The sequence below is a fragment of the Pseudomonas sp. FBCC-B1565 genome (assembly GCF_059133265.1).
On the sequence record NZ_CP101438.1, the window covers coordinates 5,668,907 to 5,683,665 of the forward strand.

Below are 14,759 nucleotides of genomic sequence, written 5' to 3' on the forward strand. Positions count from 1 at the left end.
GGGGCTTTTGCGTGTAAAACAGAATGTTTCTCGACAAGCCACGGCATAATGCGCGCCGTGCCCTACATATCCGGATAGACGAGGCGGTCAGACGTGTTGAAGAAAACCCTGTTCCAGTTGCACTGGTTCTTCGGCATTACAGCCGGGCTGGTGCTGGCCTTGATGGGGATCAGCGGGGCTGCGGTCTCGTTTCAGGATGAAATACTGCGGGCGCTCAACCCCAGCGTACTGACCGTGGAAAAACGCGAAGCCGGCGTACTGCCGCCCGCCGAGCTGGTGCGCAAGCTGGAGGCCACCGAAGGCCAGACCGTGGCCATGCTGTTCGTGGAAAGTGAGAGCGGCAACGCCGCCCGCGTGTTCTTCACGCCGCCACCCGGCGAGCGCCGTGGCCAGTTGCGCTATTTCGATCCCTACACCGGCGACTACATGGGTGATGTGGTCGGTCAGGACCTCTTTGGCTTCCTGCTGCAGTTCCACCGTTTCCTGGTGATGGGTGACACCGGGCGCAACATCACCGGCGCATGCACACTGATCCTGGTGTTCTTCTGCCTGTCCGGCCTGTACCTGCGCTGGCCGCGCCAGGTGGCGAGCTGGCGCGCCTGGCTGACGCTGGACTGGCGCAAAAAAGGCCGGGCCTTCAACTGGGACCTGCACTCGGTGTTCGGCACCTGGTGCCTGCTGGCCTACCTGCTGTCGGCGCTGACCGGCTTGTATTGGTCCTACGACTGGTACAGCCAGGGCCTGACCAGACTGCTGTCCGACGCCCCGCAAAACGAACGGGTGCGCAAGCGCGGCCCGGCGCCCGAGGGTGCGGCACCGGTGGCCAACTACGACGCGATCTGGAGCAGCATCTACAGCAACGCCGGCCCAGGTTTGAGCGCCTATAACATCCGCATGCCAGCGGTCGCCGGGCAGCCGGCTACCGTCTATTACCTGCTGAAAAACTCGCCCCATGACCGGGCACTGAACCAGATCAACCTCGACCCGGCCACTGGCGAGATCAAGTCCCACGATCAGTACGCCAGCAAAAGCCTCGGTTCCAGACTGCTGACCAGCGTCTATGCGCTGCACACCGGCAGCTACTTCGGTTTGATCGGGCGGATTGTCCTCACACTCAGCTCGGTGCTGATGCCATTGTTCTTCATCACCGGCTGGCTGCTGTACCTGGACCGCCGGCGCAAAAAACGCCAGGTGCGTGACGCGCGCAACGGCCTCACCGCCAACCACAGCGATGCCCCTGCGTGGCTGATCGGCTTTGCCAGCCAGAGCGGCTTTGCCGAACAGCTTGCCTGGCAAACGGCGGGGCAATTACAGGCGGCCGGCCTGCCGGTGAAGGTGCAGCCCCTGGGCAGCGTCAGCCAGGACGACCTGCGCCAGTCGGAAAACGCGCTGTTTGTAGTCAGCACCTTCGGCGACGGCGAAGCCCCCGACAGTGCCCGTGGTTTCGAGCGCAGCGTGCTCGGCCAGGACCTGTCCCTCAAGGGCCTGAACTACTCGGTGCTGGCCCTGGGTGATCGCCAGTACGAACATTTCTGCGGCTTTGCCCGCCGCCTGCATTTCTGGCTGACAAACCAGGGCGGCAACCCACTGTTTGCGCCCGTGGAAGTCGACAGCGGCGACACCACCGCCCTGCTTCACTGGCAGCAGCAACTCGGCCAACTGACCGGCCATGCCCCCGCATCCGCGTGGCCGACCGCCCAGTATGAAAACTGGACGCTCAGCCAGCGCTCATTGCTCAACCGCGACAGCAGCGGCTCGGACGTCTATCTGCTGGGCCTCACCTCGCCGTCGCCACAAAGCTGGCAAGCCGGCGACCTGGTGGAAGTGCTGCCGCGCAATTGCCCCTGGGCCATCGAACACTTCCTCGAAGGCTTGGGCCTGGCCGGCAGCGACGGCGTGTTGATCGACGGCATGGCGCATACGCTCGACCAGGCTCTGGCCACTCGCCAACTGCCGACCCATCGCGCACACCTGGTCGGCCTGCACGCCCAGGCACTGGTGGACGCGTTGGTGCCGCTGGGCATGCGCGAATACTCCATCGCCTCGATTGCCAGCGATGGCGTGCTGGAACTGATCGTGCGCCAGGAACGCCACCCCGATGGCAGCCTGGGCCTGGGCTCAGGCTGGCTGACCGAATACGCCGCCCTCGGCTCGAACATCAGCCTGCGCCTGCGCCGCAACAGCGCGTTCCACCTGCCGCAGGCGCCGGTACCACTGATCCTGCTGGGCAACGGCACCGGCCTGGCGGGCCTGCGCAGTTTGCTCAAGGCACGTATCGCCGACGGCCAGCAGCGCAACTGGTTGCTGTTTGGCGAGCGCAATATCAAGCATGACTTCCTCTGCCAGGACGAACTGCAAGGCTGGTTGGCCAGCGGCGATCTGGCGTTGCTCGATCTGGCGTTTTCCCGCGATCAGGAGGAGAAGATCTACGTACAGGACCGCCTGCGCGAGTCAGCGGATGTGCTGCGCAAATGGCTGGCCGATGGTGCGGCGATTTATGTGTGCGGGAGTTTGCAGGGGATGGCCACGGGGGTGGATCAGACGCTGGTGGACATCCTCGGCAGTGAGGCCGTGGAGCGGTTGATCGAGCAGGGCCGCTATCGCCGAGATGTGTACTGACCCCCTGAACGAACAACACTCAACCTGTGGGAGGGGGCTTGCCCCCGATAGCGGTGTATCAATAGCTCAGTCAGAGACTGATACGCCCTCATCGGGGGCAAGCCCCCTCCCACAGTTTTCAAAGCGTTCCAATTCAGGTGGGCTGGAGTTTTTGTTCGAACACCGAGACGCCATCCAGGTCCCGTAGCACCACAGTCAACTCCGCCGTCTGCCCATCAATGTTCACCTCCCCAAAAAACTGAAACCCCGCCAGCGGCGAGGTGTTCTGCGCCGGCGGTGCCTTCTCGAACACCACTTCGGGGCCAAAGGTCTTGTCCAGCGGATTAGGCCCGAAACTCCCCGCGTTCAACGGCCCGGCGACAAACTCCCAGAACGGTTCGAAATCCTGGAACGCCGCCCGATCCGGGTGGTAGTGGTGCGCTGCGCAGTAGTGCACATCAGCGGTCAGCCACACGTGGTTGCGCACGTTTTGTGCCCTTAAAAAGCCCAGCAGCTCGGCGATTTCCAATTCGCGGCCTTGCGGCGCACCAGGCTCGTTGTTGGCGATGGCTTCCCAACGCGGTACGCCAGGGCTGACTTCACCGTCGGGTACGCCGAGGCCGATGGGCATGTCGGCAGCGATGACTTTCCACTGCGCCTGGGAGCCCTTGAGTTCACGCTTGAGCCAGTCCAATTGCTCACGCCCGAGGAAGGGTTTTGCGCCGCCGAGGTTGTCATCGTTGGGCCCGCGATAACTGCGCATGTCCAGCACGAATACATCCAGCAGCGGACCATAGCTGAGCTTGCGATAGATCCGCCCGCCGCCGTCCGCCGCCTGCCGGCGCATCGGTGAGTATTCCAGCCAGGCCTGGCGCGCACGGCCGACCAGGGTATTGATGTCCTTGACCCGATAGCGCTCATCCAACTGCTTGCTCGGCGACCAGTTGTTCACCACTTCATGATCGTCCCACTGCCAGATCTGCGGCACCTCGGCGTTGAAGCGGCGCACGTTTTCATCCATCAGGTTGTAGCGGTAATTACCACGATATTCGTCGAGGGTTTCGGCGACTTTGCTCTTGGCCTCAGTGGTGATATTGCGCCAGATGCGCCCGTCTTCGACGGTGAGCTGCGCGGGCACGGGGCCGTCGGCGTAGATGGTGTCGCCGCTGTGGATAAAAAAGTCCGGCAAGCGCAGGCGCATGGCTTCGTAAATGCGCATGCCGCCGATGTCCGGGTTGATGCCGAAGCCTTGGCCGACGGTGTCGCCGCTCCACACAAAACGAATGTCGCGGCGCTGTTGCGGCACGCTACGCAGATGGCCGAACCACGGCTCGCTGGCGATGCCGGTCTGGGCATCCTCGAAGTGCACGCGGTAGAAGATCGCCTGGTCGACGGGCAGCCCGGTGAGCTCGACGCGGGCGGTGAAGTCGCTGCGCTGGTCGGCCAGCGGGGATACAAACCGACGAGGGTTGCTGAACACACTGCGGGTGTCCCACTCCACCACCATCCTGGCCGGGCGGTCGCTGCGGCTCCAGATCATGGCGCGGTCGCCGAGCAGGTCGCCAGACTGCACGCCATCGGTGAGCTGCGGCCGGTCCTTGACCGAAGCGATCACCGCCGGAGCCAGGCCCGGCAACAACAGGCCGGCGCCGACGGCTTGCATCACGCGGCGGCGGCCGAGATCGAAGTGGCTCATGCAAGTGCCCTCTTGAGTATCAAAAGGGCCACTAAAGCACGCCCCGATGAAGCAGAGATGACACCTATACAGCGATCAACGGTGGGAGGGGGCTTGCCCCCGATGGCAGAGTGTCAGCCAGCACATTTATGGCTGACCCACCGCTATCGGGGGCAAGCCCCCTCCCACATTTTCTGCACCGCGTCAGACCGTCACAGTCAGTTCTTGCGCTTCGGGGCGTTTGATCAACGCGTAGACCAGGCCGGTCAGCAGGCTGCCGGCGACAATTGCCAGCAGGTACAGCAGCGCATGGTTCATCGCATTCGGGATCACCAGCACAAACAGGCCACCATGGGGCGCGGCGAGCACGCAGCCGAAGTACATGGACAGGGCACCGGTCAATGCACCGCCGGCGATACTGGACGGGATCACGCGCAACGGGTCTTTCGCGGCAAACGGGATCGCGCCTTCAGAGATGAAGCACAAGCCGAGGATCATCGCCGCCTTGCCCGCTTCGCGCTCGGTCTGGGCAAACTTGCGGCGCGCCAGGAAGGTCGCGATACCCATGCCGATCGGCGGCACCATGCCGGCCGCCATGGTCGCGGCCATCGGCGCGCCGCTGTGGGCCGCCAGCAGGCCGACAGAAAATGCGTAGGCCGCCTTGTTGATCGGTCCACCGAGGTCGACACACATCATGCCGCCCAGCAGGATGCCCAGCAGTACCGCATTGGTCGTGCCCATGGTGCTGAGAAAATCAGTCAGCCCCACCAGCATGCGCGCGACCGGCGGCCCCACCAGGTAGATCATCGCCAGGCCGGTGAACAAGCTCGCCAGCAACGGGATGATCAGGATCGGCTTGAGCGCCTCCAGGCTCTGCGGCAACTTCACCGCACGGGTGATCAACTTGACGCAGTAGCCGGCGAGGAAACCGGCGAAGATGCCGCCGATAAAACCTGCACCCAGGGTGCCGGCCAGCAGGCCGCCAATCATGCCCGGCGCGATGCCCGGACGGTCGGCAATCGAGTAGGCGATGTAGCCCGCCAGCAGCGGCACCATCAACATGAAGGCGCGGTCGCCGACGGTTTTCAGCGCGGCGGCCAGGGTGCCCTCCTGTTCAAAGGCGTGAATGCCGAACACGAACGACAAGGCGATCAACAACCCACCCGCCACCACCATCGGCAACATGAACGACACACCGGTAAGCAGGTGTTTGTACACGCCGGTTTTTTCCGGCTTGGCCACCGCGCCGCTGGCCGCGCTTTCCACCGCACCTTCGGCAAGGGCCTTGTTGAGGGTGGCTTCGGACTGCTTGAGGGCAATGCCGGTGCCGCAACGGTAGATCTTCTTGCCGGCGAAGCGCTCGGTGGCGACTTCGATATCGGCGGCCAGCAACACCACGTCGGCATTGGCGATTGCTTCGGCGCTCAATGGCGTACGGGCACCGACCGAGCCCTGGGTTTCGACCTGCAAGTCATAACCCAGGCGCTTGGCCGTCTGCTGCAACGCTTCGGCGGCCATGAAGGTGTGGGCGACGCCAGTCGGGCAGGCGGTGATCGCGACGATGCGCGGCGCGTTCCTGGCCGGCGCCTCAGCCGCGACATACACCTGCGCCTCTTCGGCGCCACGGCGCAATACGGCGTCGACGTCCGCCAACGCCTGGGCCGGTGTGCTCTCGAACACGCGCTTGCCGACAAAGCGCTGCATGTCCACCGGGGTGCTGCTGACCAGCAACACCCATTCGGCGTCGTCGATGACCGCCTGGGACAATTGGCGCTCCGGGCGCTGTACATCCACCACTTCGACGCTGGTACTCCAGCCCTGGCGCTGCGCGGCCGCGTCCAACAAGCGGGCGCACAGCACACTGGTGACCATGCCGTTCGGGCAGGCAGTAACAATGGCTAACTTCATCACAAACCCTCTTATTGTTCTGTCAGCGTGCGTACGTGGACGCCGCTTTCGAGGCGCGCCAACTGCGCGTCATCGCTGATGCCAAAACCGATCTGCGTCACTGCCATCGCGGCAATCGCCGTGGCGCGGCGCAGGGTCTGCTCCGGCGTATCGCCACTGAGCAGACCGTGCAGCATGCCGGCCAGCAGCGAGTCGCCGGCACCGACGGTACTGGCCACCATCACCTTTGGCGGCGTGGCCTGCAGCGCCGCGCCTGGGCGATACCAGGTGACGCCGGCAGCGCCATCGGAAACCACCACATGTTCCACGCCTTGCCGATGCAGTTGGCTGATTGCATCCGGGGCATGCCCCAGGGCATCGGCCAGCTCTTCGGTGTTGGGCTTGACCATCCACGGCCCCGCTTTCAAACCGGCGCGCAGCGCTTCGCCGCTGGTGTCCAGGGCGACTTTCAACCCGAGGTTTTTCAGTTGCTGCAACAGCCCCTGGAACCACTGCGGGCTGATGCCACGCGGCAAACTGCCGGCGACCACCACCGCATCGAATTGCACGCCGATGTCGGCGATGCGCTTGAGCAGCGCGGCTTGTGCCGCGTCACTGACCTGCGGCCCCGGCGCATTGATATCGGTGACCCGGCCGTCCTGTTCGGCAATCTTGATATTGCTGCGGGTTTCGCCCGGCACGCGAATGAACGCGTCACCAAACCCACGGCGGGCGATCAGTGTCTCGAAGGCCTGGGGGTTCGCCTCGCCGAGGAAACCGCCCACACTCACCTGATGGCCCAAATCCGCCAGCACCTGCGCCACATTCACGCCCTTGCCGGCGGCGTGGGTCAGCAGGGTTTCGCTGCGGTTCACTTCACCCGGTTCCAGGTGCGCCAGGCGCACCGTCAGGTCCAACGCCGGGTTCAGCGTCAGGGTCAGAATCCTTGCCATCTACACGGCCTCCACTAGGGCACGCACTTCGGCGGGCGAGCCCACCGCCAGTGCTTGTTGCGCCAGGCCCTGGGCCTCGCTCAGACTGAATTCACGCACCCGCGCCTTCACCTCGGGAATGCTGCGGGCCGACACGCTCAACTCATCCACGCCCAGGCCGATCAACACCGGCACCGCCAGCGGGTCTGCTGCCAATTCGCCGCACACCCCCACCCATTTGCCATGGGCATGGGCGGCGCGCACGGTGATGTCGATCAGTTGCAGCACCGCCGGGTGCAGGCCATCGGCCTGGGCGGACAAGGTGGGGTGACCACGGTCGATGGCCAGGGTGTACTGGGTCAGGTCGTTGGTGCCGACGCTGAAAAAGTCCACTTCCTTGGCCAGTACCGGTGCGAGCAAGGCCGCCGACGGCACTTCGATCATGATCCCCAGTTGCAGGTCCGCCACCGGGATTTCCAGGCGCAGGCGCTCGGTCATATCCCGGGCGGCGCGCCATTCATCGACGCTGCCGACCATGGGGAACATGATGCGCAGCGGGCGGCTGTCAGCAGAACGCAACAGCGCGCGCAGTTGCGCTTCCATGATCTGCGGGCGTTGCAGGGTAAGACGGATGCCACGCACGCCAAGGAAGGGGTTTTCTTCCTCGGCAATCGGCCAATACGGCAGCGGTTTGTCGCCGCCCACATCAAGGGTGCGCACCACCAGCGGGCGACCGTCGAGGCCGTCGAGCACGCGGCGGTATTCGGCTTCCTGGGTGGCTTCGTCCGGCGCTTGCGGGTGGGCCATGAAAATCAGTTCGGTGCGCAGCAGGCCGATGCCTTCGGCGCCCTGCTCCACCGCGCCGGCGACACCGGCGCTTTCGCCGATGTTGGCGAACACTTCCACGGCATGGCCGTCGCGGGTCAGCGCCGGTTCGTGGCGTTGCGCCGAAGCGGCTTGCAGGCGTTGTTCGCGGGTGTCGCGCTCGACCGTGGCGCGTTGCAGGGTGGCGGCGTCGGGGTCGACATGCAGGCGACCGCGCTGGCCATCCAGCAACAGGGGGGTGCCGGAGGCCAGCAGCAATACCGCCGGGCCCGCGCCGACCAGCGCCGGGATACCCAGGGCACGGGCGACGATGGCGCTGTGCGCTGTCGCACCGCCACGGGCGGTGAGGATGCCGGCGACGCGCGCGGGATCAAGACGCGCCACGTCCGACGGACCGACCTCGTCCATCACCAGGATGTAGGGCTGGCTCGGCTCCTGGACGGTTTCGACGCCGCACAGTTGCGCCAATACACGGCGGCCGATGTCACGCAGGTCGGCGGCGCGCTCGGCGAGCAAGGCGTCCTGCAACGACTCCTGCTGCCTGGCGGCCGCCTCGATCACACTCATCCACGCCGCTTCGGCGCTTTCGCCCTGCTTGAGGCGAGTGTCGACTTCGTCGGTGAGTTCCGGGTCGTCGAGCATCTCCTGGTGGGTGATGAAAATCTCGCGGATCGCTTTGGATGGGCTGCGCTCGATCAGGCCCTGGATGTCGCGGCGCACTTCGCCGAGGGCGCTGTGCAGGCGTTGGCGCTCGATCGCGGAGGACTCGCCGCGCAGAGGATAGTCGAACGTTTGCTGGATCTGGATATGTGCCGGGCCGATGGCGATGCCTGGTGCAGCGGCAATGGCCTGGATCTGGCTGCCGCTGGTCGGCGCACTGACAACCGGCTCGATATCCAGGGCGGCGGGTTGGGCGCTGACCGTCGGTAGCGGCTCGACCTCTTCACCGAGGCCTTCCCCCACAGCGGCGAGCAACGCGGGCAGCGCATCGCCGGCAATCGTCGGCTCGGCGACGAACTCCAGCACCTGGCCACGCCGTGCGCCGAGGCTCAGCAGTTTGCTCAGGCTTTTCACCGACACGGCGCCGACCGGGCCATCGACGATGCGTACGCGGATGTCGCCATCAAAATTTTTCGCCAACTGCGCGAGGATCTTCGCCGGGCGCGCGTGCAAACCGTGGGCGTTGGCCAGGGTGATGCGAGCGCTGGGCCAGTCCGGGGGCAGTTCGCCGCCAAGCACTTCGAGCACCGCGCGGCTGCTGGTGGCACGGCCCAGTTCCTGGCCGCGACCTTCGATGAGCAAGGCGCACAGGCGCTCCAACAGCGTTTGGTGGGCTTCGCCGAGACTGGCCAGGCAGAACAGGCCATGGAGCGGCTGGCCGAGGTAACGCATGGGTTTGTCCGGGGTGACGAACGCCAGGCCCGGGCGCTTGACGGTCTGTTCGCTGTGCAACCACCACAGGCCATCGCCCAGGGGCAACGCGTCGACCTGCTGCAACACGGCGGCGAAACCATTGCTCACACAATCGGCCTGGCGCAACAGGCGTGCGCCGCGCCAGACCAACTCTTCGAAGTCGTCGGCGGACACACCCAGGCTGATCATCTGCGCATCCAGCGCCAGTTCCTGCGGTGCGCCTTGCAGCAGTTTCAGCAGGACTTCGGCGCTTCCGGCACGGCGCAATGCCTGGCCCAGGTCGGTTTCGCCAAGGGCACGGGTGAGCAGTTGCAACAGGCGCAGGTGTTCGTCGGATTTGGCGGCAATGCCAATGGCCAGGTACACGATCTGGCCGTCGCCCCAGTCCACCCCTTCAGGGAACTGCAGCAGGCGCACGCCGGTAGAGAACACCTGGTCGCGGGTTTCCGGGGTGCCGTGAGGGATGGCAATACCTTGGCCGAGAAAGGTCGAGCCTTGGGCTTCACGGGCCTGCAAGCCACTGAGATAACCCTCGGCGACCAGGCCGTCGGCCACCAGTTTGTCAGCGAGCAGGTGCAAGGCAGCAGATTTATCCACAGCCACCTGGCCCATGGAAATCTGCTCTACAGTGAGCTCAAGCATGCCGTTCTCCTAGTTAGTGCGGTGACCGCACTAGGTATTGTTTTAAACAAACAGTGTAATGGGTGTGCATCAATAGCTGACTGAGCAGTCAGTTGGCAGTAGCTACTCAGTCGCGAACGTCGTAAAAATACGCTGGCTGAAACGTTTAATCTAGAATTTATGGCAGATTACGCGTTAATTGCGCATCCTTGAACAACCACTCGGCACTTGAGCTGAGACATTGGTCGAGTGCTGGAATCGGTTACGATTGGACAAAATGTCGGGGCAAGCTCCAGAAAACAAGGAAATCCCGGTTTGAAACTCAGTGATATCGCCCGCCTGGCCGGTGTGTCCGTGACCACCGCCAGCTACGTCATCAATGGCAAGGCCGAACAGCAGCGCATCAGCAACGCCACCGTCGAACGGGTGCGGGCTGTCGTCGAAGCCCATGGCTTTACCCCCAACCCACAGGCCGCCGGGCTGCGCAGTCGGCACACGCGCACCTTGGGCTTCATCCTGCCCGATCTGGAAAACCCCAGTTACGCACGTATCGCCAAACTCCTGGAGCAAGGCGCACGGGCGCGCGGCTATCAGTTGCTGATCGCCAGCTCCGACGATGATGCCGACAGCGAACGCCAGTTGCTGCAACTGTTCCGCGCGCGACGTTGTGATGCGCTGTTCGTCGCCAGTTGCCTGCCGGCCAGCGATGACAGTTATCGCGAGCTGCAAGCCAAGGGGTTGCCGGTGATTGCCATCGACCGGGTGATGGGTGCGGATCAGTTCTGTTCGGTGGTCAGCGATGACCGCCAGGCCTGCCAGCAGTTGACCAGCAGCCTGCTGCAACCGCTGCCCAAGCAGATTGTGCTGATCGGCGCACGGCCCGAATTGAGCATCAGCCAGGAACGCGCCGCCGGTTTCCGTGAAGCCCTTGCCGGGTTCAGCGGCGAGGTGATCGTCGAACACGCGGAAGCGTTCAGTCGCGACTGCGGCCGACAGCTGATGGAGCAACTTCTACAGCAACTGGGGCATTTGCCTGACGCGCTGGTGACCACGTCCTACGTGCTGCTGCAAGGCGTGTTCGACGCGCTGCATGACTTCCCGCTCAAGACGCGCCCGCTGCGCCTGGGCACCTTTGGTGATACCCAATTGCTGGACTTCCTGCCGCTGCCGGTCAACGCCATGGCCCAGCAGCACCAACTGATCGCCGATACCGCCCTGCGCCTGGCGCTGGCCGCGATCGAAGAAGAACAGTACCAACCTGGGGTGCATGCCATCGGCCGGACGTTCAAGCAGCGTATTCACGAGGCTTGAGCGTGGAGTTGATCGACACCCATACGCACCTGGACTTCCCGGATTTCGACAGCGATCGCCGGGAAGTCCTCGCCCACAGCCGAGCGCTGGGCGTGCGGCGCATGGTGGTGTTGGGGGTGTATCAGCAGAATTGGCAAAGGCTGTGGGACCTGGTGCAAGCGGACGAAGGTTTGTTCGCCGCCTTTGGCCTGCACCCGGTGTACCTCGACGACCATCGCCCCGCTGACCTGACGGCGTTGGGCGATTGGTTGACGCGCCTGCACGGCCACGGGCAACTGTGTGCAGTGGGCGAGATCGGCCTGGATTACTTTCTCGAACAGCTGGACCGCGAACGCCAGCAAAGCCTGTTTGAAGCCCAGCTCAAACTGGCCGTGGAGTTCCAACTGCCGGCGTTGCTGCACGTGCGCCGCAGCCACGCCGCCGTGATCGCCACCCTCAAGCGCATCCGCCTGCCCCGCGGCGGCATCATCCATGCGTTTGCCGGCAGCCACGAAGAGGCTCGGGAGTACATCAAGCTCGGCTTCAAACTGGGGTTGGGCGGCGCCCCCACCTGGCCCCAGGCCTTGCGCATGCACAAGGTGCTGGCGCAACTGCCGCTGGAATCGGTGGTGCTGGAAACCGACTCACCGGATATGGCGCCGGCCATGTTCCCCGGCCAACGCAACAGCCCCGAACACCTGCCGGCCATCTGCACCGCCCTGGCCGAGCGCATGGGCATCAGCGCGCTATCGTTGGCTGAGGCGAGCACACGCAATGCGTGCGAGCTGTTCAATTGGTAAGACTGGCGTGACCACTTGCAGGTCCAACGTGATCCGCTGCCGGTAACGGGCATAGCGCAGCGCCAGGAAATGCACCAGCAGCACCACCAGTGACACGTTGAACTGCCCGATCACCGTGATCAGCCCCACCCATTCCGTGACCAGGGCCACGATCAGCACCATGCAGGTGAACACCGCCATGCTCGGCTGCACCAGCGCCCAATGGCCCAACAGCTTGAACGCCCGCAATTGCCGAGGGCAACTCAATTGCAAGAACTGCCGGCAATACGGGCAATCGAAGGGCTCTTCGATGGCGATGGCATTCAACTGCCAGGGCTTGAGTTCAAACCTGATATCACAATGGGCGCAATGCCCTTTGATGCCGACTGCAATGGTCATCGTCGTGCTCCCCTGAACGTGAATTTGGCTGAAACAAATTCTCACCCATTCACGCCGCCAGAAAAGACACGCAGGGAAATCAGGACAAGCACTACACCCGTAAGCAATACGCCCTACCTACAATTCCTACACTCGAAACGCGCCGATCAATTGCTTCAACTCAATCACCTGCATCGACAGCTGCCGGCTCGCCGCTTCGGTCTGGTGGGCGCCCTGGGCCGCATGCTCGCCGGCGCGATTGATTTCGACGATGTTCTGGTCAATGTCATGGGCGACGGCGGTCTGTTGCTCCACGGCGGCGGCAATCTGCTGGTTCTGGTCGACGATCATTCCCACGGCACCGAGAATATTTTCCAAGGCCTGCTGGACCTTTTCCGACTGCCCTACCGTGCCATTGGCCATGGCATGGCTGGTACCCATGGCCTTCACGGCGGCGGCCACACCGCTGTGCAGGCGGCTGATCATCTGTTCGATTTCTTCGGTGGAATGCTGAGTACGCCGGGCCAGAGTGCGCACTTCGTCGGCCACCACCGCAAAACCACGCCCCTGTTCACCGGCCCGCGCGGCTTCGATGGCGGCATTGAGTGCCAGCAGGTTGGTTTGCTCAGCGATGCTTTTGATCACCTCCAGGACGCTGCTGATGGACTGGCTGTCGGTGGCCAACTGGTTGATCACCTGCACCGACTGATCGATTTCCGAAGCCAGCCGCGCAATGCTGCCCTGCTGGGATTGCACCAGGCCACGGCCGCTGACGGTTTCGTCATTGACGCTGTGGGCACTGCTGACGGCCGCCGCCGCGCTGCGCGCAACTTCCTGGGCGGTGGACGACATCTGGTTCATGGCCGTGGCCACCTGCTCGATCTGACTACGCTGCCCGGACACCGCCAGGTTGCTTTGGGCCGAGACCGTTTCCACCTGGCCGGCCTGGAGTTCGACCTGGCTTACGGTATGCCCGACGCGCTCGATCAGATCATGGATCTTCGCCACGGTGCCGTTGAACACCTGGCCCAGGTCGCCCAACTCGTCGCGACTATGTGCAACAAAAGTGACGGTCATGTCGCCGGCCGCCACCTTGTCCATCATCGCCCCCAGGCGCCGCAGCGTGGTGCGGGTGGACGCGTAGAAACCGGCGTACAAATAGAAGATCAACAAAAACACCGCGCTCAGGGCCGAGACCAGTACCACCATGTGCGTGCGGTTTTGCGCCAGGCGTTGCTCCAACTGCTGTCCGAGGAACGCCAGGGTCGCGTCATCCAACTGATAGGTCTGGGCCATCAACTGGCTGACGCTGTCGTAAAAACCCTGCCAGGGCGCGTCGAGGGTCTCGGCCATCACCACCTGCTCCTCAAACAACTCACTGCCATGCTTGAGGCTGGCGTTGCTGGCTTTGGCCAGGTTGTCGAGTGCCGCGTGGGCTGCGGTGCTGGAGCCCAGGGCATCCTGCAACTTCAGGCCATATTCGGCCTGGAGTTTTTCCAGTTGCTGCAAAAGCTCGTCAAACCGCGTGCTGGACGAAGAATTGAGAAAGCCCTGGCCCAGGGAATACGCACCCATCGCCCGGCCTTCGCCCAGGGCCTGGGTGACTTGCGGGGTGACGCTGGTGATCAGCTCGCTGAGTTGGCGCAGGTCGCTCTGGGAGTCGCGGCTCAGCCCGGATTGGCTGGCGATGATCTGGCTGAGCATCTGCGATTTGTTGAGCAGCTTGCCGATCAGTGCGCTTTTGCTCAGCAGCGACGTTTCCTGTTGCTGGGCCTGGAAGGCCGCGATCATCTCGTCGCGCTTGGCGTCAAAAGCCGCAATCTGCTCGGGATCGGTGGCCATGGCGTCGAGGCCTTGCAGGCGGCTGAGCACACTGGCTTCAAGGGCACTGATCTTGCCTTCAAGATCGCCGGCCTTGCCGGACTGGCCGAGGGTGGCGTTGATCTGCACCTGGTTGTTGAGGGTTTCCAGGTCGCGGCGCAGGGCCAGGCTGCTGCCAAGTAAATCGAGGCTTTGCAGTTCCACGCGGGTGCCTTGGAATTCACGCCACGAGTCACGCACCAGATAAGAGTTGGTCGCCAGCATCGGCAGCAGGAACAACACACTGATCAGGCTGAACTTCATGCCGAAGCTCAGGCGATTCATCAGGGCGACGGCGGGATAGAGCAAGCTCTTCACAGGTGAACTCCCTTTCTTTTATTTTTATTGAGGTGCAGGGCGGCAGTTAGCCAGCATCTGTATAGCTCAATTTGAAAGGGAGTTTTGTAACTTAAGGTTAATGGATGGGGGGGGGCTGCTTCGCAGCCCAGCGCGGGGCAAGCCCGCTCGCCACAGGCAAGACTGCTCACTACGGCGAGCCGG

The 14,759-nt window shown here is 63.7% G+C and carries 9 protein-coding genes; 3 read left to right on the forward strand and 6 right to left on the reverse strand.

Going from position 1 to position 14,759, the window contains the following annotated elements:
• Window positions 1-93 precede the first annotated feature (93 nt).
• Window positions 94-2,619, forward strand: coding sequence for a PepSY domain-containing protein (locus NL123_RS26265; RefSeq protein WP_494356644.1), 2,526 nt, complete (start codon window positions 94-96; stop codon window positions 2,617-2,619).
• A gap of 133 nt (window positions 2,620-2,752) precedes the next feature.
• Here the strand turns inward: NL123_RS26265 and NL123_RS26270 are convergent, their stop codons facing one another.
• From NL123_RS26270 to ptsP, 4 genes are all read right to left on the reverse strand, one after another.
• On the reverse strand, window positions 2,753-4,294 hold the full coding sequence (locus NL123_RS26270; RefSeq protein ID WP_494356645.1) for an alkaline phosphatase D family protein: 1,542 nt from the start codon (window positions 4,292-4,294) through the stop codon (window positions 2,753-2,755).
• A gap of 183 nt (window positions 4,295-4,477) precedes the next feature.
• The gene (locus NL123_RS26275; RefSeq protein ID WP_494356646.1) at window positions 4,478-6,181 is read right to left on the reverse strand and encodes a PTS fructose-like transporter subunit IIB; all 1,704 of its coding nucleotides are present in this window, start codon (window positions 6,179-6,181) and stop codon (window positions 4,478-4,480) included.
• 11 nt (window positions 6,182-6,192) lie between these two features.
• A complete protein-coding gene (gene pfkB / locus NL123_RS26280) occupies window positions 6,193-7,113 on the reverse strand; it encodes a 1-phosphofructokinase (RefSeq protein ID WP_494356647.1) in 921 nt (306 codons plus the stop codon).
• Entirely contained in the window at window positions 7,114-9,972 is a 2,859-nt protein-coding gene (ptsP, locus tag NL123_RS26285; RefSeq protein WP_494356648.1) for a phosphoenolpyruvate--protein phosphotransferase, read from the reverse strand. It abuts the gene before it with no gap.
• 294 nt (window positions 9,973-10,266) lie between these two features.
• Between ptsP and cra the strand changes: the two genes are divergently transcribed.
• Window positions 10,267-11,262 (forward strand): catabolite repressor/activator, encoded by a 996-nt coding sequence (cra, locus tag NL123_RS26290; protein WP_248486106.1) that lies wholly within the window; start codon window positions 10,267-10,269, stop codon window positions 11,260-11,262.
• 2 nt (window positions 11,263-11,264) lie between these two features.
• On the forward strand, window positions 11,265-12,041 hold the full coding sequence (locus tag NL123_RS26295) for a TatD family hydrolase (RefSeq protein WP_248486104.1): 777 nt from the start codon (window positions 11,265-11,267) through the stop codon (window positions 12,039-12,041).
• On the opposite strand, the gene NL123_RS26300 is transcribed toward NL123_RS26295, so the two are convergent.
• Together NL123_RS26300 and NL123_RS26305 are read right to left on the reverse strand one after the other, a co-directional pair.
• The gene (locus NL123_RS26300; protein ID WP_248486102.1) at window positions 11,988-12,419 is read right to left on the reverse strand and encodes a hypothetical protein; all 432 of its coding nucleotides are present in this window, start codon (window positions 12,417-12,419) and stop codon (window positions 11,988-11,990) included. The genes NL123_RS26295 and NL123_RS26300 overlap by 54 nt on opposite strands.
• 126 nt (window positions 12,420-12,545) lie before the next feature.
• On the reverse strand, window positions 12,546-14,576 hold the full coding sequence (locus NL123_RS26305) for a methyl-accepting chemotaxis protein (RefSeq protein ID WP_494356649.1): 2,031 nt from the start codon (window positions 14,574-14,576) through the stop codon (window positions 12,546-12,548).
• Between the last annotated feature and the right edge of the window lie 183 nt (window positions 14,577-14,759).